18 protein-coding genes and 5 pseudogenes are annotated in these 24,538 nt (G+C 62.2%); 14 read left to right on the top strand and 9 right to left on the bottom strand.

Going from position 1 to position 24,538, the window contains the following annotated elements:
• The first annotated feature begins 200 nt into the window (after positions 1 to 200).
• The 12 genes and pseudogenes from H2O14_RS08805 to H2O14_RS08755 all read left to right on the top strand — a co-directional run bounded on the left by H2O14_RS08805 (position 201) and on the right by H2O14_RS08755 (position 10,881).
• Positions 201 to 1,097: an N-acetylmuramic acid 6-phosphate etherase gene (locus tag H2O14_RS08805; RefSeq protein WP_182827344.1), complete on the top strand. Its 897-nt coding sequence runs from the start codon at positions 201 to 203 to the stop codon at positions 1,095 to 1,097.
• Between the two features lie 48 nt (positions 1,098 to 1,145).
• Positions 1,146 to 2,405, top strand: a complete 1,260-nt coding sequence (locus H2O14_RS08800; protein WP_182827343.1) for an ABC transporter substrate-binding protein — start codon at positions 1,146 to 1,148, stop codon at positions 2,403 to 2,405.
• Positions 2,406 to 2,626: 221 nt separating this feature from the next.
• On the top strand, positions 2,627 to 3,568 hold the full coding sequence (locus tag H2O14_RS08795; protein ID WP_182827342.1) for a carbohydrate ABC transporter permease: 942 nt from the start codon (positions 2,627 to 2,629) through the stop codon (positions 3,566 to 3,568).
• Positions 3,569 to 3,578: 10 nt separating this feature from the next.
• On the top strand, positions 3,579 to 4,418 hold the full coding sequence (locus H2O14_RS08790; protein WP_182827341.1) for a carbohydrate ABC transporter permease: 840 nt from the start codon (positions 3,579 to 3,581) through the stop codon (positions 4,416 to 4,418).
• Positions 4,415 to 5,467 carry a Gfo/Idh/MocA family protein gene (locus H2O14_RS27295; RefSeq protein WP_246697333.1) on the top strand — a complete coding sequence of 351 codons (1,053 nt, stop codon included), beginning with the start codon at positions 4,415 to 4,417 and terminating at the stop codon, positions 5,465 to 5,467. Before H2O14_RS08790 ends, H2O14_RS27295 begins: the two co-directional genes overlap by 4 nt.
• 13 nt (positions 5,468 to 5,480) lie before the next feature.
• A pseudogene (locus tag H2O14_RS08785) lies at positions 5,481 to 6,482 on the top strand (ABC transporter ATP-binding protein).
• An 8-nt stretch (positions 6,483 to 6,490) separates the two neighbouring features.
• Positions 6,491 to 7,431, top strand: a pseudogene (locus tag H2O14_RS08780) (ROK family protein).
• Positions 7,397 to 8,124 (top strand): annotated as a pseudogene (locus tag H2O14_RS08775) (copper homeostasis protein CutC). Before H2O14_RS08780 ends, H2O14_RS08775 begins: the two co-directional pseudogenes overlap by 35 nt.
• Before the next feature lie 52 nt (positions 8,125 to 8,176).
• Positions 8,177 to 8,434 carry a DUF6894 family protein gene (locus tag H2O14_RS08770; protein ID WP_182827340.1) on the top strand — a complete coding sequence of 86 codons (258 nt, stop codon included), beginning with the start codon at positions 8,177 to 8,179 and terminating at the stop codon, positions 8,432 to 8,434.
• Positions 8,435 to 8,497: 63 nt separating this feature from the next.
• Positions 8,498 to 8,755: a DUF2171 domain-containing protein gene (locus tag H2O14_RS08765; RefSeq protein WP_182827339.1), complete on the top strand. Its 258-nt coding sequence runs from the start codon at positions 8,498 to 8,500 to the stop codon at positions 8,753 to 8,755.
• 147 nt (positions 8,756 to 8,902) lie between these two features.
• Positions 8,903 to 10,072: a zinc-dependent alcohol dehydrogenase gene (locus H2O14_RS08760; RefSeq protein WP_182827338.1), complete on the top strand. Its 1,170-nt coding sequence runs from the start codon at positions 8,903 to 8,905 to the stop codon at positions 10,070 to 10,072.
• Positions 10,073 to 10,083: 11 nt separating this feature from the next.
• The gene (locus H2O14_RS08755; RefSeq protein ID WP_182827337.1) at positions 10,084 to 10,881 is read left to right on the top strand and encodes an SDR family oxidoreductase; all 798 of its coding nucleotides are present in this window, start codon (positions 10,084 to 10,086) and stop codon (positions 10,879 to 10,881) included.
• Positions 10,882 to 11,291: 410 nt separating this feature from the next.
• Here the strand turns inward: H2O14_RS08755 and H2O14_RS08750 are convergent, their stop codons facing one another.
• Genes H2O14_RS08750 through H2O14_RS08740 form a run of 3 tightly spaced genes read right to left on the bottom strand, consistent with a single transcriptional unit; the run spans position 11,292 to position 12,391 of the window.
• Positions 11,292 to 11,477 carry a hypothetical protein gene (locus H2O14_RS08750; protein WP_182827336.1) on the bottom strand — a complete coding sequence of 62 codons (186 nt, stop codon included), beginning with the start codon at positions 11,475 to 11,477 and terminating at the stop codon, positions 11,292 to 11,294.
• 39 nt (positions 11,478 to 11,516) lie between these two features.
• The gene (locus H2O14_RS08745) at positions 11,517 to 11,705 is read right to left on the bottom strand and encodes a DUF3008 family protein (RefSeq protein WP_182827335.1); all 189 of its coding nucleotides are present in this window, start codon (positions 11,703 to 11,705) and stop codon (positions 11,517 to 11,519) included.
• Positions 11,706 to 11,752: 47 nt separating this feature from the next.
• Positions 11,753 to 12,391: a BON domain-containing protein gene (locus H2O14_RS08740; protein ID WP_182827334.1), complete on the bottom strand. Its 639-nt coding sequence runs from the start codon at positions 12,389 to 12,391 to the stop codon at positions 11,753 to 11,755.
• Between the two features lie 145 nt (positions 12,392 to 12,536).
• Here H2O14_RS08740 and H2O14_RS08735 point away from each other — a divergent pair, with 145 nt between their 5' ends.
• Entirely contained in the window at positions 12,537 to 12,917 is a 381-nt protein-coding gene (locus tag H2O14_RS08735; RefSeq protein WP_182827333.1) for a hypothetical protein, read from the top strand.
• Between the two features lie 247 nt (positions 12,918 to 13,164).
• Here the strand turns inward: H2O14_RS08735 and H2O14_RS08730 are convergent, their stop codons facing one another.
• The 6 genes and pseudogenes from H2O14_RS08730 to H2O14_RS08705 form a co-directional block, all read right to left on the bottom strand.
• On the bottom strand, positions 13,165 to 13,734 hold the full coding sequence (locus H2O14_RS08730; RefSeq protein WP_182827332.1) for a hypothetical protein: 570 nt from the start codon (positions 13,732 to 13,734) through the stop codon (positions 13,165 to 13,167).
• A gap of 24 nt (positions 13,735 to 13,758) precedes the next feature.
• Positions 13,759 to 14,592, bottom strand: coding sequence for a TIGR02587 family membrane protein (locus H2O14_RS08725; RefSeq protein ID WP_182827331.1), 834 nt, complete (start codon positions 14,590 to 14,592; stop codon positions 13,759 to 13,761).
• 78 nt (positions 14,593 to 14,670) lie between these two features.
• Positions 14,671 to 16,877 (bottom strand): annotated as a pseudogene (glgB, locus tag H2O14_RS08720) (1,4-alpha-glucan branching protein GlgB).
• The gene (gene treS, locus H2O14_RS08715; protein ID WP_182827330.1) at positions 16,874 to 20,152 is read right to left on the bottom strand and encodes a maltose alpha-D-glucosyltransferase; all 3,279 of its coding nucleotides are present in this window, start codon (positions 20,150 to 20,152) and stop codon (positions 16,874 to 16,876) included. The pseudogene glgB and the gene treS overlap by 4 nt, the downstream one beginning before the upstream one ends.
• Positions 20,153 to 20,162: 10 nt before the next feature.
• Positions 20,163 to 23,398: pseudogene (locus H2O14_RS08710) on the bottom strand (maltotransferase domain-containing protein).
• A gap of 27 nt (positions 23,399 to 23,425) precedes the next feature.
• Entirely contained in the window at positions 23,426 to 24,289 is an 864-nt protein-coding gene (locus tag H2O14_RS08705; protein WP_182827329.1) for an SDR family oxidoreductase, read from the bottom strand.
• 111 nt (positions 24,290 to 24,400) lie between these two features.
• On the opposite strand from H2O14_RS08705, the gene H2O14_RS08700 reads away from it, so the two are divergent.
• Complete coding sequence (locus tag H2O14_RS08700) at positions 24,401 to 24,538, top strand: hypothetical protein (protein WP_182827328.1); 138 nt, start codon at positions 24,401 to 24,403, stop codon at positions 24,536 to 24,538.

The following is a 24,538-nucleotide window of genomic DNA, read 5'->3' as shown; positions in this document are numbered from 1 at the left end:
CCTGAAGAGACAATACCAAAAAATACCAATATCCAAGCGGCCTTGGCAAAAAAATCGGCCGTTAAAAATTAACCAAATGATTCAAAGGTGAAATCATGTGGACAGCTGACAGGAGAACGTGAAATTTTACCTTTCGTAAATTCCTGCTGGACAATTGGTATTTTGTTGGCATTAATTGCCGGCACTGAGGAGACAATTGCATGGCTGAGCGGACGACAGAGGCGCTGCATGAAAAGGCGAAGGGGATAGACACCCTTTCCCCGTTCGATGCGCTGTCGCTTCTCGCCGCCGCGCAGGCAGAGGCAGCCAAGTCTCCTGCAGGAGCGCTGGCGGCGATCGCCGAGGCGGCCCGTCTGGCCGCCGAAGCCCTGCGGGACGGGCGTCGTCTCGTCTATGCCGGCGCCGGCAGCTCGGGTTTGATGGCGATGGCCGATGCGCTCGAATTGCCGGGAACCTTCGGCATTCCGCGTGATCGGATAGAGGTGCTGCTGGCAGGCGGAGCCGATAGCCTGCTCAATCTGGCCGGAGCGCCCGAAGATGATCTCGACGCCGCCCGCGCCGATGCGCGGCGGGCGATTTCGGCAGGCGATTGCGTCATCTGCGTATCTGCGAGCGGCTCGACGCCTTATACTTTGGCGCTAGCGGAAGAAGCGAGATCCCTGGGCGCGCGCATCGTCTCCATCGCCAACAATGCCGACACGCCGCTTCTTGCGCTCGCCGACGCCGGCATCCTTCTGGAGACGCCGCCGGAAATGGTGTCGGGTTCGACCCGTATGGGCGCCGGCACGGCGCAGAAGATCGCGCTCAACATGATCTCGACGCTGATGGCCATTCAGCTCGGCCATGTGCATGATGGACGCATGGTCAATCTATTTGCCGACAACGAAAAATTGCGACAGCGCGCCGCCGGCATCGTGTCGGCCGTCGCCGATGTCGGCGTCGTCGAGGCCACGGAGGCGATCGAGGCCGCCGGCGGCGCGGTCAAGACCGCGATCGTGCTCGCAGCCGGCGCGAAAAACAAATCTAAAGCCGAGGAAATTCTGAGCCGGACAAGCGCAAATGTGCGCGCCGCGCTCAAACTCCTCGGTCATGCTTAAAACTGGGTTCAAGAACGCCATGGTGGCGTGAAGAAGAGGGAGAACAATATGACCCGCACTGCAATCAAGGCTCTGCTCCTGAGCGCCAGCATTCTCGGCTATGCCGGGGCTGCGAGCGCCGAGGATGTCACGCTCACCATCGAGAGCTGGCGCAATGACGACCTGTCGATCTGGAAGGACAAGCTGATCCCGGCCTTCGAAGCCAAGCATCCCGGCATCAAGGTCGTCTTCTCGCCGATGGCGCCGACCGAATACAACTCGGCCATCAACGCCAAGCTGGAATCCGGTTCCGCCGGCGACCTGATCACCTGCCGCCCCTTCGACGCATCGCTCGATCTCTACAAGAAGGGCTATCTGGCCGACATCACCAAGAATGCCGGCATGGAGAATTTCTCCGACGTCGCCAAGTCCGCCTGGACCACCGATGACGGCGCGGCCACCTTCTGCGTGCCGATGGCCTCGGTCATCCACGGCTTCATCTACAACAAGGACGCCTTCGACCAGCTCGGCATCACCCCGCCGAAGACCGAAGAGGAGTTCTTCGCCGCCCTCGAAAAGATCAAGGCCGACGGCAACTTCATCCCGATGGCCATGGGCACCAAGGATCTCTGGGAAGCCGCGACCATGGGCTACCAGAACATCGGCCCGAACTACTGGAAGGGCGAAGAAGGTCGTCTGGCGCTGATCAAGGGCGAGCAGAAGCTCACCGACGCCCAGTGGGTCGAGCCCTATAAGACGCTCGCCAAGTGGAAGCCCTATCTCGGCGACGGCTTCGAAGCCCAGACCTATCCGGACAGCCAGAACCTGTTCACGCTCGGCCGCGCCGCCATCTATCCGGCCGGCTCCTGGGAAATCGGCGGCTTCAACACGCAGGCTCAGTTCAAGATGGGCGCCTTCCCGCCGCCGGTGCAGAAGGACGGCGACAAGTGCTACATCTCCGACCACACCGACATCGCCATCGGCATGAACGCCAAGGGCCCGCATGCGGAACAGGCCAAGACCTTCCTGACCTGGGTCGCCTCGCCTGAATTCGCCGACCTCTACGCCAACTCGCTGCCGGGCTTCTTCAGCCTCAACAAGACGGCCGTGAAGATGCAGGATCCGCTCGCCCAGGAATTCGTCTCCTGGCGCGAAAAGTGCCAGTCGACCATCCGCTCGACCTACCAGATCCTGTCGCGCGGCACCCCGAACCTCGAAAACGAGACCTGGGTGGAATCGGCCAATGTGATCAACGGCACCGACACGCCTGAAGTCGCCGCCGAGAAGCTCCAGAAGGGCCTCGACAGCTGGTACAAGCCCGCGAAGTAAGCTTGAGACTGGCGGCTTCGCGCCGCCATCTTTGACGTCTGAGCTCCGCCCCTCATCCGGCTGCCGCCACCTTCTTCCCGCTCGCGGGGAGAAGGCTGATGGAGCGCCGGCCTTGCCACACCCTCTTTCTCCCCGCATGCGGGGAGAAGGTCCCGGCAGGGGGATGAGGGGCGAAGCACGGGCAACCATATCCCCTCTACACCTAGACCTGGACGAGCCAAATGGACGTCGACACACTTCCCGAAGCCCCGCCGCGGCGGCCTGTCCGTTGGCATATCGCCGTCTTTCTCATGCCGGCGGTGTTGATCTACACGGCGGTGATGATCATTCCGCTGGGGAGCACGCTCTGGCTGTCCTTCTTCAACGAAGTCGACGGGCAGAAGGCCTTCGTCGGTCTCGGCAATTTCGCGACGCTGTTCGGCGAGCCTAAATGGGCCGATGGCTTCTGGAACGCGCTGAAGAACAACGTCATTTTCTTCATCATCCATATGCTGGTGCAGAACCCGATCGGCGTGGCGCTGGCGGCGCTTCTGTCGATCCCCAGGCTCAGATTCGCGAGCTTCTACCGAACCGCCATCTTCATGCCGACGCTTCTGTCCTTCGTGATCGTCGGCTTCATCTGGAAGCTGATCCTGTCGCCCATCTGGGGCGTCACGCCCTTCCTGCTCGACACGGTCGGCCTGAAATTCATGTTCGGTCCTTGGCTCGGAAAGCCCAACTCCGCGCTCATTGCCGTATCTCTGATCTCGGTCTGGCAATATGTCGGCATCCCGATGATGCTGATCTATGCCGCCCTGCTCAATATTCCGGACGAAGTGATCGAGGCCGCCGAACTCGACGGGATCACCGGATTCAGCCAGTTCTGGAAGATTAAGCTGCCTTTGATCCTACCGTCGATCGGCATCATCTCGATCCTCACCTTTGTTGGCAATTTCAACGCCTTCGACCTGATCTACACGGTGCAGGGCGCGCTTGCCGGGCCGGATGGATCGACGGACATTCTCGGCACGCTGCTCTACCGCACCTTCTTCGGCTTCCAGCTTCAGCTCGGCGACCGGTCGATGGGCGCGACCATCGCCACCGTGATGTTCCTGATCATTCTCGCCGGCGTCGCCTTCTATCTCTTCGCCATCCAGCGCCGCATGCGCCGCTACCAGTTCTGAGGAGATCACGATGTCGAAAACCCGCTCCTCCTCCGGTCGCGCCGCCGCCGCCCACGCCGTGCTGATCGCCTATACCGCGATCGCGCTCTTCCCCGTGGTGCTGACCATCATCAACTCCTTCAAGTCGCGCAACGCCATCTTCCGCAATCCCATGCAGCCGCCGCTGCCGGGCACCTTTGATCTCATCGGCTACACCACTGTCTTGAGTGGCGGCAGTTTCCAGATCTATCTGATGAATTCGCTGATCGTCACCGTCGTGTCGATCGCGCTGGTGCTGCTGTTCGGCGCCATGGCCGCCTTCGCGCTGTCGGAATACCGATTCCGCGGCAACACGCTGCTCGGCCTCTATATGGCGCTCGGCATCATGATCCCGATCCGGCTGGGCACGATCGGCATTCTGCAGGGTATGGTGGCTTTCGACCTCGTCAACACGCGGACGGCGCTGATCCTGGTCTACACCGCTCAGGGACTGCCGCTCGCCATCTTCATCCTGTCGGAATTCATGCGCACCGTGTCCGACGATCTCAAGAACGCCGGCCGCATCGACGGGCTCAGCGAATACAAGATCTTCTTCCGGCTGGTGCTGCCGCTGGTCCGCCCCGCCATGGCCACCGTCGCCGTTTTCACCATGATCCCGATCTGGAACGATCTCTGGTTCCCGCTGATCCTCGCGCCGTCTGAAGCGACCAAGACGATCACGCTCGGCGCGCAGATCTTCATCGGACAATTCGTCACCAACTGGAATGCGGTGCTCGCGGCGCTGTCGCTCGCCATCGCCCCGGTTCTCGTCCTTTATGTCATCTTCTCGCGCCAGCTCATTCGCGGCATCACGGCAGGAGCAGTCAAATGAACAAGATCAAGGTTCTCGTCGCCGGCCTCGGCAATATGGGGCTCAGCCACGCGCAATCCTACGCCAAGAATGACGGCTTCGAGATCGTCGGCCTCGTCAACCGCTCGCCGGTGGTGCTGCCCGACATTCTGGCGGGGCGCGAGATCCTGCCGAGCTTTGACGACGCGCTCGCCGAGCTGAAGCCCGACCTCTGCTCGATCAACACCTATTCCGACAGCCATGCCGCCTATGCGATCAAGGCGATGGAAGCGGGCTGCCACGTCTTCCTGGAAAAGCCGCTCGCCACCACGGTCGCCGACGCGGAGCGCGTTGTCGCCTGCGCCCGCGCCACCGGCCGAAAGCTCGTGATCGGTTATATCCTCCGCCATCACCCGTCCTGGATGAAGCTGATCGAGCTCGCCCGCGAGATGGGCCCGCCTTACGTCTTCCGCATGAACCTCAACCAGCAGTCCTCCGGCAAGGCTTGGGAAACGCACAAGGCGCTGATGCAGACGACGTCGCCGATCGTCGATTGCGGCGTGCATTATGTCGATGTGATGTGCCAGATCACCGACGCCAAGCCTGTTTCGGTGCGCGGCATGGGCGTGCGGCTCTCGGACGAGATCGCGCCGGACATGTATAATTACGGCCATCTCCAGGTGACCTTCGAGGACGGCTCGGTCGGCTGGTATGAAGCGGGCTGGGGCCCAATGATGTCGGAGACGGCCTTTTTCGTCAAAGACATCATCACCCCCAAGGGCTGCGTCTCCATCGTCATGGATCCCAACGCCAAGTCCGACGATATCGACACCCACACCAAGACCTCGGTGATCCGCCGCCACCCGGCCAAGACCGGTCCGGATGGCCGCTTCGTCAGCGGCGACGAACTCCTGCAGATGGCGGGCGAACCCGGCCATCAGGACCTTTGCGATCTCGAACAGGCTTTCGTGCTCAAGGCGATCCGCGAGGATTTCGATCTCGACCGGCATATGCAGGACGCGGTGCAATCGCTGCGCATCTGCCTCGCCGCCGACGAGAGCGTGCGCACCGGCCAGCAGATCGCGCTTTGAACGGAGACTTCCAGTGGGTAATCTGAAACTGAAATCGGTGCGCAAGGCCTATGGCCCGCTCGAAGTGCTCAAGGGCATCGATCTCGATGTCGCCGACGGCGAATTCGTGATTTTCGTCGGCCCCTCCGGCTGCGGCAAGTCCACGCTTCTGCGCTCCATCGCCGGCCTTGAGGATATCTCGTCCGGCCAGATCCTGATCGACGGCAAGGATGTGACGGTGACGCCCCCTGCCAAGCGCGGCATCGCCATGGTCTTCCAGTCCTATGCGCTCTATCCGCATCTCACGGTGCGCGACAACATGGCGCTCGGCCTCAAGCAGGCGGGCGTCGAGGCGGGCGTGATCGCCGAGCAAGTCAAAAGGCCTCGACGATGCTGTCGCTCGAGCCTTACCTCGAACGGCGGCCGGCGGAACTGTCGGGCGGCCAGCGCCAGCGCGTCGCTATCGGCCGCGCCATCGTGCGCGAGCCGAGCCTTTTCCTGTTCGACGAGCCGCTGTCCAACCTCGACGCCGCTTTGCGCGTGCAGACCCGGCTCGAAATCGCCGCGCTCCATCGCCGCCTCAAGGCGACGATGATCTATGTCACGCATGACCAGGTCGAGGCGATGACGCTGGCCGACAAGATTGTCGTGTTGAGCGCCGGCGCGGTCGAGCAGGTCGGCTCGCCGATGGAGCTTTACAATAGGCCCGCCAATCTGTTCGTCGCCGGTTTCATCGGCTCGCCGCAGATGAATTTCGTCGAGGCCGGCAGATTGGGCGAGAGCGGCTATCAGACTCTCGGCGTCCGACCCGAGCATATCACGCTGTCCCGCGACAGTGGGACGTGGTCCGGCAAGGTCGTGCATGTCGAGCATCTCGGCGCCGACACGATCGTCTATATCGAATCTGATGCGGTTGGCATGATCACTGTCCGGATGTTCCGGTGAACATCCCTATTCCCCCGACGAGATCGTCCATATGACTCCGGACGCCGCCGCGCTGCATCGCTTCGACGCGGCCGGCAAGGCGATGAGGTAGGCGGGGGCATGATCCTCGCCCTCGATATCGGCGGCAGCTTCATCAAGGCGGCGTGGTCTTCGGCCCCGGGTAGCCTCGCGCCTCTCGGTCGGGTCGCAACGCCGTCGAGATCGCTGGACGCTTTCATCGCCGCACTGGCGGAACTGGCGGCCGCCGCGCCGGCGCGACCAAAGGCTCTGGCGATCTCGCTCACCGGCGTCGTCGATCGCGACAGCGGGCGCTTGACCTGCGCGAATATCCCGGCGCTGCACCAGACCATCCTCGCTCCTGCGCTGGAAGCGGCGCTCGGACTGCCCGCGCTGATCGCCAATGACGCCGATTGTTTTGCGCTCGCCGAAGCGGCCGAGGGCGCGGGTCGCGGCCGTCATGTCGTGTTCGGCGTGATTCTGGGCTCCGGCGTCGGCGGCGGCCTGGTCAGCGGCGGACGCTTGGTCAACAGCGCCGGCGGTTTTGCCGGCGAATGGGGCCACGGCGCCTTTCTGCCGGCCGTCGCGGGCGATCCGTCGGTGCTCATTCCCGCCTTCCAGTGTGGCTGCGGTCGCAAGGGCTGCCTGAACACGGTTGGCGGCGCGAGGGGCTGGAAGCGCTGCACCGCCATCTTCATGACAAGGAAGCCGACAGCCATGCGATCCTGTCTGCCTGGGAGGCCGCCGACGTCGCCGCCGGGCGGACGGTGGACATCTATAGCGATCTCGTCGCCCGTCTTCTCGCGCTCGCCATCAATATCACCGGGGCCGAAATCGCGCCCGTGGGCGGAGGCCTTGCAAATTCCGAAAAGCTCCTATCTAACATCGATCGGAAAACGAAACCCGGGGTTCTCGGCGTTTCCCACCGACCGCTGGTTGTCAGGGCCCAATGCGGACCCGATGCGGGCTTGATCGGCGCGGCGGCGTTGGGATGGAGTGAAGGCGCGTATGAGCGAAATTCTGCTGGAAGTGTGCGTGGATGATCTGGCGGGACTGGAATCCGCCATTTCCGGGGAGCCGACCGCATCGAACTCTGTAGCGCGCTTTCAACCGGAGGTTTGACGCCTTCAGCCGGCCTGATGAGCGCGGCGGCGAAATCGCCCATTCCCGTCTACGCCATGATCCGCCCGCGCATCGGCGCGTTCGTCTATACCCAGCGCGAACTCGACCTGATGTGCGAGGACATCCAGTTCGCCGCCTCCGCCGGGATTGCAGGCGTGGTGATCGGGGCAAATCTCGCGACCGGCGCGCTCGACGCCAAGGCTCTGCGCCAACTCTCCAACGCGGTCGGCCGCATGCCGCGCACGCTTCATCGCGCCTTCGACTTCGTGCCGGATATGGCCGCCGCGATCGAACTCGCGGTGGATTACGGCTTCGAGCGCATCCTCACTTCCGGACGTGCGAAAACCGCGCCTGAAGGACTCGATGATCTCGCGGAAGCCGTCCGGCTCGCCGATGGCCGCATTTCCATCATGCCGGGCTCCGGCGTGACGCCCGCCAGCATAGGCGAAATCCTCGACCGGCTGCCGGTCCGCGAGGTTCACGGCTCTCTTTCGACCACGGTCGAAGAGGCGGATGACCGCGTCGTGTCGCTGGGCTTCAGCCCCCGCCAGACCCGTCGTACGGACGAAGCAACCGTGCGGGCGCTCAAAGCGGCGCTCGCGGTGCGGAAATAACGGAACCGCCTTCAAGGTCATGTGTTTACGGGCGATACCAGGAGTGTCGCCCATGCCCAAATATTTCTTTTCCGTGTTGGACCGCGACGGCGCGTCGCCGGCCGAAAAGGCCTACGAGTTCGACAACGACTCCCAAGCCGTCGAAGAAGGCCGCAAGGCGCTCGCCGAGATGGCTCTGGATGGATTGCCGGGTGAGCCGCTCAACATGATCGCGGTCGAAGTGTTCGACGAGATCCGCCGCCCGATCGTCGAGATCCGGCTGACGCTCGAATTCATCCCCAAGAATGGCGGCCGTCCCACCATCATTTGACCGGATTGGATCTAAACGAGCCGTTCCGCGTTTTCCTGATGCGAACCATCAAGGAGAACGATCATGACAATTCACGACATCAGAGAACATGCGGAAGTGATCGGCAAAGACGGCCGGCATGTCGGCACGGTCGACCGCGTCGAAGGCGATCGGATCAAGCTCACCAAGGCTGACAGCCACGGCGCCGGACATGAAGGCCACCACCATTTCATCGAAATGTCGCTGGTCGAGACAGTCCAGGAAAACCGTGTTCATCTGTCTGTCTCCGCCGACAAGGCGATGATGCAGGAAGAAGAACAGTCGGGCTCCCGCGTCCACTGATCCGTTTCCAGCTCAGCCTGCAAAAGCGCGCCGTTCCCCGGCGCGCTTTTTCGTATCGGCATGATGCTGATCTCGATGGGAACGCTTTCACGATTGCCCGGTTGGACCGTCTCGAGCCTTCGCCGTTCATCAACCGAGGAGAAGATGATGAAAGCCCTGACCTGGCATGGGAAATCCGACATCCGCTGCGAAAGCGTGCCCGACCCCAAAATCCAGCATGGCCGCGACGCCATCATCAAGGTCACGGCCTGCGCCATCTGCGGCTCCGACCTGCATATCTTCGACGGGATGATCCCCGATATGCATAGCGGCGACATCGTCGGCCACGAGACCATGGGCGAAGTGGTCGAGGTCGGCAAAGACAACACCACGCTCAAGGTCGGCGATCGCGTCGTGGTTCCCTTCACCATTTCCTGCGGCGAGTGTTTCTTCTGCAAGCGCGGTTATTTCTCCGCCTGCGAACGCTCCAATCCCGATCACGAGAAGGCGCGGACCATGTGGGGCAATTCGCCCGCCGGCCTGTTCGGCTATTCTCATCTGCTGGGCGGCTATTCGGGCGGGCAGGCCGAATATCTGCGTGTGCCCTATGCCGATGTCGGACCGATCAAGGTGCCGGACGGGCTGACGGACGAGCAAGTCCTGTTCCTTTCCGACATCTTCCCCACGGGCTATATGGCCGCCGATTTCTGCGACATCCAGCCGGCCGACACGATCGCGATCTGGGGCTGCGGTCCTGTCGGCCAGATGGCGATCCGCTCGGCCTCCCTGCTCGGCGCGGAGCGCGTCATCGCCATCGACACCGTCGCCGAGCGCCTTGAGCTTGCCCGCGCCGCCGGCGCCGTCACGCTCAATTTCATGGATGAAGACATCTATGACCGGATCATGGAACTGACCCGCGGTCGCGGCGCCGACGCCTGCATCGACGCCGTCGGCACGGAAGCCTCGCCGGTGGCGAGCTTCGACTCGGTCGTCGACCGCATCAAGGTCGCCACCTTCATGGGCACCGACCGGCCGCATGTGCTGCGCCAGGCCATTCATTGCTGCCGCAATTTTGGAACCGTGTCGATCGTCGGCGTTTATGGCGGCTTCCTCGACAAGATCCCGTTCGGCTCGGCGATCAATCGCGGCCTGACCTTCCGCATGGCCCAGACGCCGGTGCAACGCTATCTGCCGGAATTGATGCGCCGTATCGCCGAGGGCGAGATCGATCCGTCCTTCGTGATCACCCATCGCGGTTCTCTCGAAGACGGCCCCGAACTCTACAAGACGTTCCGCGACAAGAAGGATGGCTGCATCAAAGTCGTCCTCAAGCCATAAGGAGAACGAACATGCCGATCGGCATGGGAAAACTCGCTATCGTCACCGGCGCATCGTCCGGCATTGGCCTGGAACTGGCCCGGGTCGCCGGCCGCGAAGGCTATGACTTGCTGATCGCCGCCGATGAGGAGGCGATTCACACCGCAGCCGAAGATCTCCGCGCCAGTGGCGCGACCGTCACCTCCATCATGGCGGATCTCTTGACCTCGGCCGGCGTGGCGCAACTGGTGGACCAGATCGCCGCCAACCGCGCTGAGCCGGAACTCCTGATGGCCAATGCCGGCTGCGGCCTGGGCCATGCCTTTCTGGATCAGGACATCGTCGATGTCAGGCATGTGATCGACACCAACGTCACCGGCACGCTCGAACTCCTCCACGCCGTCGGCGGCATGATGCGGGCGCAGCGACACGGCCGCATCCTGATAACCGGGTCGATTGCCGGCTTCATGCCCGGATCCTTCCAGGCGGTCTACAATGCGTCGAAGGCGTTCCTGAACAGCTTCTCCTTCGCGCTGCGCGAAGAGCTGAAGGACACCAGCGTCACCGTCACCTGCCTGATGCCGGGAGCCACCGAAACGCGGTTCTTCGAGCGTGCGGGACTGCTGGATACGAATATCGGCCAATCCGAGAAAGACGACCCCGCCGACGTGGCGGAGACCGGTTTCCGCGCCATGATGAATGGCGAGGGCGATATTGTCAGCGGCGTCAAGAACAAGTTGCAGGCGGCGATCGCCAACGTCACGCCGTCGGGCGTGCTGGCGAGCGCCCATCGCAATATGGCAGAGCCCGGATCGTCCAGGAAGTCATAGTCCTGCGTCCAGTGTTCTTCCTCGCGCGCGAAGAAGTGCGAATGGGGAAAACCCCTCAAAATGCAGGGGGCTAATATTTGCTATTTCACTTGCGACATAAATGAGCCACAAATACGAAGCGCTGCCGTAGCATGTTTCGCCTGAGGCGGTGGAGGACGATGAATGTCGCTACACACCCAGATCCATAGTCCAGGCGTTTTTGCGGGCTCGGAAGTCTCCTTCTTGCGCAGCGTCATCCGAGAGTTGGAGACGGAGCAATGGTATCCGGCATGCAGGGAGCGGCAGGAAAAATTCGTGTCGCTGCTGATCCGCGCCTATGATCGCGGGATCGTCTGCCGCGCCCGGCTCAAAACTTTCGCTTGGGTCGCGGCGCGATTCTACTTTCCCGAAAATCGGGAAATGCTGTCGGTTCAGCCGGCGACACGGATTGCGTCGGCCTCACGCCGCATGTGACGGCGGCAATAGGCCTCTGCCGCGCGAATGCCGTCTTCTCGGTTCCTAAAACGCTCGCGCAGGTCGACGACGCGATCGCCATCGATGATGGTGATGCTGCGATCGATGACGTCCCAGATGATTTGGGGATACAGGCCAGTCATAATGTTTCCTTCCCGACGTTACGCACAACTTGTCGCGGGTCAATCTTTGGACACATGTTCCGGCTTCCCCTTTCGTGGGGTGGACGCCAGATCTTCAAGCTCTTTCACGGACATGGAGGCCGCCATACTCTTCGAGGCCCCGCGCAGTTGGCTTTCACGCGCGTCGCCCGTTTTGGCGGCGAGGGCGGCGCCGGCCGCCTTCTGCTGGGCTTTCGATCTTGCGGGCATGTCTCGCTCCTGGGAGGCGGGCTCGATGAGCCCGCCGAACAAACGCCTCAACTCACGATATTGGCGATTGTTCCCGTTTTGACACGGATGTTGTTCTGGACATGCGCGACGCCGGAGACGGAATCGGCGAGATCCTCGGCCCGGCGCTTGTCCTGGCGGCTTTCCACAGTGCCGGTCAGCGTCACCTCAGCCTGAGCGACCATCACTTCGATCTCGGACGCATCGAGGTAGGGATCCTGCATCAGACGGTCGTTGACGTCTTCCAGGATGCGCTCGTCGCGGCGTATATAGCCTTTGGGGCCCTTGCCGCGATGCTTGTCCTGTTCGCGACGACGTTCGGCGTTTTCATCGCCAAACCATGAGGCGACCTCGTCCGAAGCGCGATCGATGAAATCGCGCTTTTCCTCGCGATCGCCATAGCGGCGGCCGTTATCGTCTCTATCCCGTTCCCGATAGCGATATTCGGGTTGCGCATAGCCAGCGTCATTGCGGCCGAAGCCGGGAGATTTCTGGCGCCAATCGCCAGCGAAATTCACATCCTCGCGCTCGCGTTCACGGAAGGAGCCGGTGCGATCCCAATCGGGATAGCCACGGGCCCCATAGAACGGGTCGACGTCGAAGCGCTCACGGTCTCGATAGGTCCGTTCGCGATTTCGGTCGTTTCGAAAATCGTCTTTGCTCGCCATAGGATTTCCTCTTACTCATCGAGACCGTCGTCGGCGCGGTCTTTCCATAGGTAGAACCGCTTTGCCTCCTCTTCGGTTCCCGCCAGATCGCCTCCTCCGGAACTTCGAAAATCCTGCGGAGTTGATGTGGCAAAAGGAGAGGCAAATGACCAAAGGCTTGAATGAAAGGCGCATGAAGGCGCTGACCGGGGCGTTCGATCGCGCGATCCAGACAATGATCGCCAATGCCAACGCCGCCGGATGGAGCACGGACGAGGCCCTCGGCGCGATAGACGGCGTGGTGGCGCAGCTGAAGATGCAAAACGCCGTAGATCCTGACCCCGCCGACGGCCCAGAGATCGATGAAGACGTCGATCAGGCGATTGCGGTGCAGGCGGATGATCCGAGCCGGGTCGAACCCGTGACACAGTCGGAGGCTGAAGACGAATCGAGAGTCCAAGACGACGATGAATACCTGTCCGGTCCGGTCGACGATATTCCTAGCCAGGTCGAGCAGGATGCCCCGAGGCGCGCGGCGGGACAATGATCAAAAAATAAACTGGATAAATCGCTATATTCTCGCGGCGCCGGGGAACCTTTCCTGTTCGATCTCGTTGAGCCCCGCAGGAAGCGGACTGCCCCCTTGTTCCCCCGAGCTTCCTGCTTGCTGATCGTTCTCCCGCGCGTAGATTGCGGATCTTGGCCGGGTTTGGACTCCCCCTGGCCCGGCGCGAGGGAGAACGATCCTTCCTTTTCTTCACCTCCGATGGCGTTGCAGCTGGAACCCGACGCGTTCAGTATAGCTCTGGGAGGCGAGGTAGCGAAGTGATGCCTATTCGCCGCGCCTTTCCAATCCGACAGGTGCTCCGGAGCCAATCGTCTCTCAGGTTTCCATCAGACGTGAAGCGGGCTTCGGTATCGAGGCAATAGGCTGCGCCCGCTGCGGCATGTTTCACTCTACGGTTCGTTGAAGCCTTCGGTCGTGATGCGAAATTCGAGCCCCTGATGTCGCGATAGAATGCCAGGCTCCCCTGAACGCTAGAGCCCTCGGGCGCATAATCGATCACGGCATGGCTCTCCTCCGCCACCGCGCCGTTCTTCTCCAGCACCTGACCCTTGACCTGAACCTGCGCCGCGGTCTTCTGGCCCATGTTGACGAGGGTGAAATCCACCCGACGCGGATCCTGCTGGGCCAACATATGCACGATCCGGAGATCAGCCGGGCCATCGCCGCCGGCAACCCCATGGGCGACGAGATAGGCGAAGCCGCCGATGAACAATAAGGCCGAAATTGCGGCGAGCAACCACTCCGCGAAAGGCGTGTCGTCGGGCAGGTCTTCCTGATCTTCGGACTTATCCGTCATGATGTCGATCTCCTTTGAACTCGTCTAGAGCACGAGGCGCGCCGCCGCCGCGCCGATGGAGGCGGGAAATCCGAGCACCAGCGCGGCGCTCAGGAAAGAATAGAAGCTCAAGCCGTCGCTGCGTCCGAAGATCCACAACATCGCCATGCTGATCAGAAGCGACAGCACGTAGCCCGTTAGGCTGAAGCGCAGGAACATCGAGAGATGCGAGGCGGCGCCGCGCTCATCGCCGCCTTTGAAGTTGGAGACGTAGACGAAGACGTGCATGAGGAGCAGCGACGCCAGCGCGAGCGCCGCCTCCCGCCAGGCGTCCATCTGAAAGGCGATGAGGATAATCTCTTCGGTAGGCGCGACGTTGAACGAGAGGAAGAGCGCGCCCGTCGCCAACATGAAGAGCTCGCCCCAATAGGACGATCTTTCGCGCCGGAGATCGTCGGTCGCGGAGTCCCCGCCGAACTGGCTGCGCGCCAGCATGGCGCCGATGCCGCCGGGCACGACTTGAACGGCGATCTTGCCGATAGCCTCCCGGAGCGAAGTTTCCAGAGTCAGGACGCCGAACAACCACAACACGAAGGTCGACATCAGTCCGGCGATCAACATGCCGACAAAGACGTCCGCGAGATCGTCCTTCAACGAAAAAGTACACCGGAAGCCGCCATAGTAGGACAGGCCGAGCAGAACCGGGATCGTGGCGACCAGCAGCAGGCAAAGCTTCCAGACGTCGAGCGTAAAGCCCAGCGCCCACATTTCCATGGTCATCAGCATCGGCAGCGCAAAAATGATCGCGCCGCCTGCCGCACGGCCGAGGCCGGTTAGGAAGTGCCGGAGACTGGGCTCCGAAGCCGTCCTGATGCCCATGAAAACCGCGTCTCCCCTCGCATTTCCGCGCTCGCGGAAAAACAACGGAATCCGTTCGGTTTTGTTCCGGCTTCGCCGTCAGCTTTCGGGCGATCCCTTCAGATATACGGTCGCCAGCGGCGGAAGCGTCAGCACGATCGAGAAGTCGCGCCCATGGCTCGCTTCCTGATCCGCCCAGGCTTCGACGACGCCCTGGTTCGATCCGCCATAAATTTCCGCGTCGCTGTTGAAGACCACAGTCCAACGGCCGGGGAAGGGAACGCCGATGCGGTAGCCGGACTTTGGCGTTGGCGTGAAGTTCGAGACCGCGAGCACCGCCTCGTTTCTATCTTCCGAGTAACGCAGCATGGCGATGACGGAATTCTGCGCATCGTCGGTGGCCGCCCATTCGAAGCCGCGACTGTCGAGGTCGCCGAACTGCAGCGCCGGCTCCTGCGCATAAATGCGGTTGAGATCGGCAACGGCGCGCTGAAGGCCGCCGTGACCGCGCTCGTCGAGGAGATCCCAATGCACCGAGCCATCATGGCTCCACTCGGTGCGTTGACCGAGTTCGCCGCCCATGAACATCAGTTTCTTGCCGGGATGCGCCCACATGAACCCGTAATAGGCGCGAAGATTGGCCAGCTTCTGCCAGTCGTCGCCGGGCATCTTTCCATAGAGCGAGCCTTTGCCATGCACCACCTCGTCATGCGACAGCGGCAACACGAAATGCTCGGTATACTGATAGACCATGCCGAAGGTCATCTGCCCCTGATGATAGGCGCGATAGATCGGGTCCTTCTGCATATATTCGAGCGTGTCGTGCATCCAGCCCATGTTCCACTTGAAATCGAAGCCGAGGCCCCCTTGGTCGACCGGCGCCGTCACCCCCGGCCAGGCGGTCGATTCCTCGGCGATCGTGATGGCGTGCGGCGCGCGCTGGCGAATGATGCTGTTGAGATACTTGAAGAATTCGACGGCTTCGAGATTTTCGCGCCCGCCATATTGGTTGGGAATCCATTCGCCGGCGTCGCGCGAATAGTCGCGGTAGAGCATCGAAGCGACCGCATCGACGCGCAGTCCGTCGATATGGAAGCGATCCAGCCATTCCAGCGCTGAGGCGATCAGGAAACCTTTCACTTCGTTGCGGCCGAGATTGTAGATCAGCGTGTTCCAGTCGCGATGAAAGCCTTCGCGCGGATCTTCATGCTCATAGAGCGCGGTGCCGTCGAAGCGCGCCAAGCCCCAGACGTCGGTCGGGAAATGTGCCGGCACCCAATCGAGCAGAACGCCGATGCCCGCCTCGTGGCAGCGGTCGACGAAAAAGGCGAAATCTTCCGGCGTTCCGTGTCGGCCGGTCGGCGAAAAGAGCCCGAGCGGCTGATAACCCCAGGAGCCGCCGAAGGGATGCTCCATGATCGGCAGCATTTCGATATGCGTGAAGCCGAGATCCTGAACATAGGGGATCAGCCGTTGCGCCAGCTCGATCCAGTTGAGCGAGCGATTGCCCTCCTCGGCAACCCTGAGCCAGGATGCGAGATGGACTTCGTAGATCGACATCGGCGCGTTGAGGTCGCGATGTTCGCGCTTGTTGCGCATCCATGCCTCGTCGGTCCAGGAAAAGGGGTGCTGGAGACGACGATCGAGGCCGTGGCGGGCGCGGCTTCGCTGGAGCGGGCGACCGGATCGGCCTTTTGCGGCAGGATTTCGCCCGAGGGGGCGATGATCTCGTATTTGTAGCGGTCGCCCGGACCGAGGCGCGGCACGAACAATTCCCAGATCCCGGCGTCGCGCCGCAGCCGCATCGGATGACGCCGTCCGTCCCAGCTGTTGAAATCGCCGACCACGGAAACGCGTTGCGCATTGGGAGCCCAAACGGCGAAGCGCACGCCGGGCACGCCGCCGACATCGGTGACCGTCGCGCCGAGCGTCCGCCCAAGATCGTAATGCGTGCCCTGGCTGAGGAGATGCAGGTCGAGCTCGCCGAGCAGCAGGCCGAAGGAGTAAGGGTCTTCGGTTTCCTGCGTCGCGTCCGGCCAGTGGATGCGCATGACATAGCGATTGACCGGCTGCATCGGTCCGGCGAAAAGGCCGCCGGGGTGAACGATTTCCGCCTGACCTACTTCCGCGCCGGTGTCGGCGTCGAGGATATCGACACGCATCGCCCCGGGCAGCAAAGCCCGCAGCACGGTTTGCTCGCCGACCTTGTGTTTGCCGAGAATGGAAAACGGGTCGCCATGACGGCCGTCGACCAGCGCTGCGATCGCATGCGGATCGATCGCGCCGAGAAAGTTCTGCGCTGTCATCGATGCGCCTCCATCAGTCTGTTGGCAATGGCCGAGAAGCCCTTGAGCGGAATGGGAAGCCATTGGGGCCGGTTGCGGGCCTCATAGCCGATTTCGTAGGCCGCCTTTTCGAGCAGGAACAGGTCGATCAGGCGGGCTCGCCGTTCGGGCGACAGCGCGAGCGCCTCGTTGCCTTCGAGCGCAGCGGCGTAATGGTCGAGGAATGCGGTTTCCGCCTCACGTTCAAACTGTTCGGTCAGCTTGGTCCGATGATCCTCGCTGGTTTCCGCCGCCGTGTCGCGGTCCGATCCGGCCGAGGCGGCGAGATAGCTGATCGAGCGCAGAAGTCCCGCGACATCGCGGAGCGGATTGGTTTTCGCGCGCCGTTCCGAAAGCGCCCGCGCCGGTTCGCCTTCGAAGTCGATGATGTAGACATCGTCTTCGGCGACGAGCACCTGGCCGAGATGGAAATCGCCATGCACTCTCGTCTCGAGCGCCCCGACGAGGGAGCGTGACAGAGCGGACGCCGCCTCCATCAGCCTATTTCGTTGTTCCAGCAGCGGATCGATATATTGGGCGCAAGCCGGATCGAGATGCGGCCTGACATCCGACAACAAATCGAGGCAATCGCCGAGTTCCTTCTGCAGCGTTTTCCGCCAGGTTTCCGCCTCGGCTTCGCCTGCCGTCGAAGGCGCAAAATCCGGGTCGTCGCTCGGCAGCGCCAGCGCCGCATGCAGCTCGCCCAGCCGCTTGCCGACGACGCCGGCCACGGCGATCAAGCCGCTGAACGGATCTCGCTCCTCCTCACTGGTCTCCTCTTCGCCGGAAGTGTTGACGATCACGTCCTCCAGGCGATGCCGGAGTTCGTTCAGCATCCAGGTCCAGGCGTCGCCCTGATTTCGAATGGCGCCTTGGACGATCATCAACGTGTAGCGCTCGCCCTCGGCGTCGATGCGCGCGACCTCGCCGAGAAGCGGCGGCGTGTTGGCGTAGCCGATCTTGGTCAGATGCCTGGTCATCTCGACTTCGGGGTGGATGCCCGGAAAAATATGCCGGATGAGCTTGATCATCGCCATGTCGCCGAGGATCAGAGAACTGTTGGATTGTTCCGCCGACAGCCAGCGGATCGGCATGTCGTCGACAAGGCTCATGCAGTCGAGCGCTTCGGTGCCGAGAAATTCCAGAGAGCCCGTCTTGCTCGACAGCACGGAGCGCTCGCACAAGCCACGAACCACGCCGCGCGCCAGGGCCTCGGCGGCGAAACCATCGGTGAGGAAGCCGACCCTTCGGACATGTCGCACGCGGGCCAGCGCCAATTGCTGGGCCAGCGCCTGCGGCTGCGTATCGTCCCAGGCCAACGCCAGCGGCAGAAGATAGGTCTCCGCATGACCTTCCAGCTGTACGCGCAGTTCCGCCAGCACGAGGTCGTTGGAGAACGGCATTTCGCTGGCGGCGACGATTTCGGCGCTCACCATCCGTTCGCCCTTGGAGCCGAACCAGCGCCTTTTGCCGAGATAGGCGGGCAGGATGTCGCGGCTCAGCGCCGTCATGCTCTTTTGATCATCGAGCAGGTCGACCAAGTTGCGGCGCATCACCAATGTCGTGAAATCGGGCAATTGCTCCGGCGGCTCGGTCCGCCACACCGGTCCTTCGGCTTCTGCCGCGAGTTGGAACCAATAGAAACCATAGGGCGGCAGCGTCAACAGATAGGTCAGTTGGCCGATCGGTGGGAAGGGCGACATCCCCGTCAGCTCCACTGGAACGCGCCCCTGGAAGGCGGAGAGGTCGAGCTCCACCGCTTGCGGCAGCCGCGACAGATTGTTGACGCACAGAATGGTCTCGCCTTCATGTTCGCGCAGATAAGCCAGCACGCGGCGATTCTGCGGCGTCAAAAAGGTCAGCTTGCCGCGCCCGAAGGCATTGTGCTTGCGCCTGAGCGCCAGCATCCGCCGCGACCAGTTGAGCAGCGAATGCGCATCGACGCTTTGGGCCTCGACATTCAGCGACTCGTAGCCGTAGAGCGGGTCCATGATCACGGGCAACACCAGACGCGCCGGGTCGGCCCGCGAGAAGCCCCCGTTGCGGTCCGGCGACCATTGCATCGGCGTTCGCACGCCGTCCCGGTCGCCGAGATAGATATTGTCGCCCATGCCGATCTCGTCGCCGTAATAGATGACCGGTGTTCCCGGCATCGACAGCAGCAGCGCGTTCATCAGCTCGATGCGGCGGCGATCGCGTTCCATCAGCGGCGCAAGCCGTCGGCGAATGCCGAGATTGATGCGGGCGCGGCGATCGGCGGCGTAGATGTTCCACAGATAGTCGCGCTCGGCGTCGGTCACCATTTCGAGCGTCAGTTCGTCGTGATTGCGCAGAAAGATCGCCCATTGGCAATTGTCCGGAATTTCCGGCGTCTGGCGCATGATGTCGGTGATCGGGAAGCGGTCCTCCTTGGCGATCGCCATATACATGCGCGGCATCAGCGGGAAGTGGAACGCCATGTGGCACTCGTCGCCTTCGCCGAAATAGTCGCGCGTGTCCTCCGGCCACTGATTGGCCTCGGCCAGCAGCATCACGCCGGGATGGGTGGAATCGAGCGCAGCGCGAATGCGGCGCAGGATGTCGTGGGTTTCCGGCAGGTTCTCGTTGTTGGTTCCTTCTCGCTCGACGAGATAGGGAATGGCGTCGAGGCGGAAACCATCGATACCGGTCTCCAGCCAGAAGCGCATGACGCTGAGAAGCTCTTCCATTACCAGGGGATTGTCGAAATTCAGATCCGGCTGATGCGAGTAAAAGCGGTGCCAGTAATAGGCGCCGGCCTGCGTGTCCCATGTCCAGTTGGACTTTTCGGTGTCGAGAAAAATGATCCGCGTTTCCGGGAACTTCTGGTCGGTGTCGGACCAGACATAGAAATCGCGTTCGGGAGAGCCCGGCGGCGATTGTCGCGCCCGCTGGAACCAGGGATGCTGATCGGATGTGTGGTTGATGACCAACTCTATGATCACCTTCAAATCTCGCTCATGCGCAGCGTCTACGAAGGCGCGGAAATCCTCCATCGTTCCGTAGTCGGGGCTGACATTTCCGTAATCGGCGATGTCGTAGCCATCGTCGCGGCGAGGCGAGGGGAAGAATGGCAGGAGCCAGATGGCGGTCGCGCCGAGCGATGCGATATGGTCGAGTTTCTGGTTCAGGCCGGCGAAATCGCCGATGCCGTCGCCATTTCCGTCGCAGAAGGATTTGATGTGCAGCTGGTAGATGATTGCGTCTTTATACCAGAGCGGATCGAGATGTTCGTCCATAGGCGTCTCCTCACCGTACGCGCCAGATCGAGAAGGGCAAAGCTTGCGGGTCGAGCCGCAGCCGTTGCCATTTTCCGCGCCATGCGAAGCGATGGCCGCCGATCAGGTCCTCCATCGAAAGCGCGCCATCGTCCGGGAGGTTCCACTTCCAGAGGGGTATTTCGACATCCGCTTCCTGGACCGCATGCGGATCGAGGCTCACGGCGATCAGCAAGACGTTTTCGCGGCCTTCGCTGGCTTTTTCGAAAAACATCACATTGTCGTTGGAGGAAGCCAGCAGGGTCAGGCCGAGATGCGAATGCAGCGCCGGGTTCTCCCGCCGGATGCGATTAAGCATGGCGATTTCACGTTTGATGTTGCCGGGCCGGTCATAATCCCAAGCGCGGATCTCGTATTTCTCGCTGTCGGCATATTCCTTGCGCTTGGCGTCGGGGCGGCCCTCGCAGAGTTCGAAGCCGTTATAGACGCCCCAGAGCCCGGAGAGCGTGGATGCGAGCGCGGCGCGGATCAGATAGGCCGGCCGCGGCGCGTTCTGGAGAAAATCCGGATTGATGTCATGGGTGTTGACGAAGAAGTGCGGGCGGAAGAAGTCGCGCGGCGGTTTCTCCGTCAATTCGCGCATATAGTCTTCCAGCTCCCATTTCAGGTTTCGCCAGGTGAAATAGGTGTAGGATTGCGAAAAGCCGATTTTCGCCAGCCGATACATGACCTTCGGCTTCGTGAAGGCCTCGGAGAGAAACACCGCCTCGGGATGGCGATTGCGGATGTCGGCGATCAGCCATTCCCAAAAGGGAAAGGGCTTGGTGTGTGGATTGTCGACGCGGAACAGCGTAACGCCGTTGTCGATCCATTTCTGGACGATGTCGCGCAACGTTGTCCACAGCGAGGGCACGGCGTCTGGGCCATAGAAATCGACATTGACGATGTCTTCATACTTCTTCGGCGGGTTTTCGGCGTAACGCACGGTTCCGTCGGGCCGCCAGTCGAACCAGCCGCGATGCTCTTTGAGCCATGGATGGTCGGGCGAGGCCTGGATGGCGAGATCGAGCGCGATTTCCAGTCCATGATCCCGCGCCGCTGAAACAAGACGACGAAAATCATCGAACGTGCCGAGTTCGGGATGGATGGCGTCATGACCTCCATCCGGCGATCCGATGGCGTAGGGGCTGCCGGGATCGTCTGGGCCCGCGGACAGCGAATTGTTGCGTCCCTTGCGGTTGGTTGCGCCGATCGAGGATGAATTGGCGGGAAATAGAGGACATCGAAACCCATGTCGCGGATGGCGGGCAGGCGTTTGATCACATCGTCGAATGTGCCGTGCCGATGCGGATCGCCGCTCTGCGATCGCGGAAAGATCTGGTACCAGCTTGCAAAAGCCGCCTCGCGACGCTCGGCGTCGAGCGGAATAACGGCCGAGCGAGTCCGGAAGGGTCGGGCATCCGCCTCCGCCATCAGCTTGAACGCATTGTCCGACAGCAGGAGCGATACACGTTCGCCGCTCTCGGCCTGAGCGAGGCGCTCTATGAAGGCGCGCAGGCGAGATTTCAGTGGATCCTCCGCCTGTTCCTCCGCCTTGCGGATCAATGTGGCGCCTTCCTGCAGCTCGAGAGTGAGATCCAGTCGCGCCTCGTGCTTCTTCTGAAGTTCGTAACGATAGATCGCGAAGGGATTGCGCCAGGCCTCTATCATGAATTCGTGCCGGCCCAGGCGTTGCGGGGTGAATTCAGCGGTCCAGCGATCATTGACCACGAGCGTCATCGGCGTCTCCCGCCACTCCGTATCATCCGCGGCGCGCCAAAGCAGCGCGGCGGACAACGGATCGTGACCATCGCCGAAAATGTCTGCCTCGACATGGACGAGTGAACCGACGATGCGCTTTACCGGAAAACGACCGCCATCGACGCTCGGCGTCACCGCCTCGATCGCCAGTCGCGGATCGTCGCCCGCCGCGAGCGCGCCCTTCGCGGCAACCGCGTCACGGATCGGCTGACCGCGCTGTCCGACATAGATGCGGAGGTCACCGGGACGAAGCCGCGCAAGCGCATTCAGCGCCGGGCCGTCACCGCCGCCGGACTTCAGCGGAAGAAATCCGGACGAAGCTTCGCGCAGCGCATGGAACGGCGCGGAAACGCCGCGCCGGAGATCGCGATTGACCACGATCGCCGTCAACATATCCGAGGCGGAAAAGCTCGGGCCGTCGGTTCTGAGCAACGTCAGGCACGGGGTTCCCGACGCGGCGAGAAACTGCAACGGACCTTTTGATCTGCCGAGGGACTGTTTTGCCGTCTGATTCAAGCCGCGCAGATCCGCGGTCAGATTGAAGGAGGCGGAGCGTTCTGCGCTTGTTGGGTCGGCGCCGACGCCGCTCAAGGGGTCGAGCGGTCGTGTCGCGCCATATTCGAATCCCATAGGGATCATCAGCCCATCGCCGACCTGGTCTGCGAGCCGCAGCGCGCGCAGCGCCGATCGCTCCAGGATTTCACGGCTTTCCGCGCCATGCGCCAGGCGTTTGCCGTAAGGCGCTTCCGGAAATGCGATCTGCCAGCCCAGGGCGCGTTGAAGTTCGTACTCCTCGGCGAACCAGGGCGACTCGAGATCCCACCAGGCGAAAGACGAAAAACACCCGTCGAAACCGGTCTGCCGAAGATTGCGGCGGATCTCGAAATCCGTTCCGGGCGTCCAGGCTAGGAACAGGGCGTCGTCGCGACTGGCGCGGACACGATCGATGACCTCTCGCCAGAACAGCGCGCTCGACCGGCCTAGACCCATGCAGCGAAAACCGGAAAGTCCGGCCTCGACGAAGCGAGCCAATCGTTTGCTCCACTGCGCCGCCGCTTCACTTTCGTCGAGCGCCGCCTCGTGTCCGCCGCGTCGCATTGGACCGAGCCGGGGGTCGAAGGGTCTTGGTCCGCGCGGGTCCGGCTCCACGTCGACTACAATGTCGATCATCAGCCGCACGCCTTCTTCCGCCGCCGCCTCCGAAAGATGCTTCAGCGCCGCATCGGCGTCGTCGCCGAGCCTGAGCGCAGGATCCACACGGCCGAAATCGGCAGACACGAACACGCTGCCGCCATCGGGGCGCGTAAAGATCGGCGCAGTCAGCACCGTATCGAAGCCGAGCGCCCGGGCATGGGCGAATACGCCCCGCCACTCGTCAAGTCCGTTCAACGCCAGAGGATGGACGAAATAGATTCGCGGTGGAGCCGCCGCTTCACGGGAAGCGGATATGGAAGTCGAATGTGTCATGGCAAGTCCAAACTGTCGGGGTGGACGTCAGATCATCATTTCGCCGCCGGTGACGGGAATGACGGCGCCGGTCATGTAGCTGCCCAGATCGGAGGCGAGCAGCACATAGGCGCCGGCGAGTTCCGCCGGCTGGCCTGCCCGACCCAGCGCCGTCTGCTTGCCGAAATTCTCGACCTTTTCCTGCGGCATGGTCGAGGGAATGAGAGGCGTCCAGATGGGGCCCGGCGCCACCGCATTCACACGAATGCCCTTGTCGGCCACCATGGCGGACAGGCCGGCGGTGAAATTGAGGATGGCGCCCTTCGTGGACGCATAGGCCAGCAGCTGTGGCGATGGCTGTTTGGACTGGATCGACGTCGTGTTGATGATCGACGAACCCGGCTTCATGTGCGGGATCGCGGCTTTTGAAAGAAAGAATGGCGCGTAGATGTTGGTGCGGAATGTCGTGTCCCATTCCTCCGCCGTTATGTCGGCGATATCGGCATAGGTGCGTTGGAAGGCGGCGTTGTTGACCAGAATGTCGATCCCGCCCAGTTCCTCGACCACCTTTGCGACCACGCCGGCGCAATGATCTTCCTTCGACACATCGCCGGGGATGGTCAGCGCCTTGCGTCCCGCTTCCTCGATCAGGCGCGCAGTGTCTTCCGCATCTCGATGCTCCTGAAGATAGGAAATCGCCACGTCGGCGCCCTCGCGAGCGAAGGCGATGGCGATCGCGCGGCCGATCCCGGAATCTCCGCCGGTGATCAGCGCGATCTTGCCTTCAAGTCGCCCATTTCCGCGATAACTGTGTTCACCATGATCCGGCGGCGGATCCATCTTCGGCGTCACGCCGGGCGGGGCCTGTTCCTGCTTGGGATAGGGAGGCTCGGGGCGGCGGGTGTCGGACATCTTTTCGCTCCTGTAATTCCTGCCTACCTTGAACCTTTCGCCGCCCGGAATGTTCCGCAGAAGAGCCGCTCGGTGGCTGGGACGATGAGGACAGAGACAGGTGCAGAACGCATGACGCGACGGATGGGCTATCTGATCCTGGTGGTTAACCTGTCGCTGCTCGTCTGGGCGGGCGTCATCTACGGCCTTTCCAGCCTCATCGGCGGCGACCCCGCCATCGATCCGGAGCCGACCGCCAGCACCGAGTAA

It is taken from the genome of Rhizobium sp. G21 (assembly GCF_014158035.1).
Lineage (GTDB): Bacteria > Pseudomonadota > Alphaproteobacteria > Rhizobiales > Rhizobiaceae > Rhizobium_E.
The sequence above is the reverse complement of the archived record's forward strand: the minus strand, read 5'-3'. Positions and strand labels throughout refer to the sequence as shown.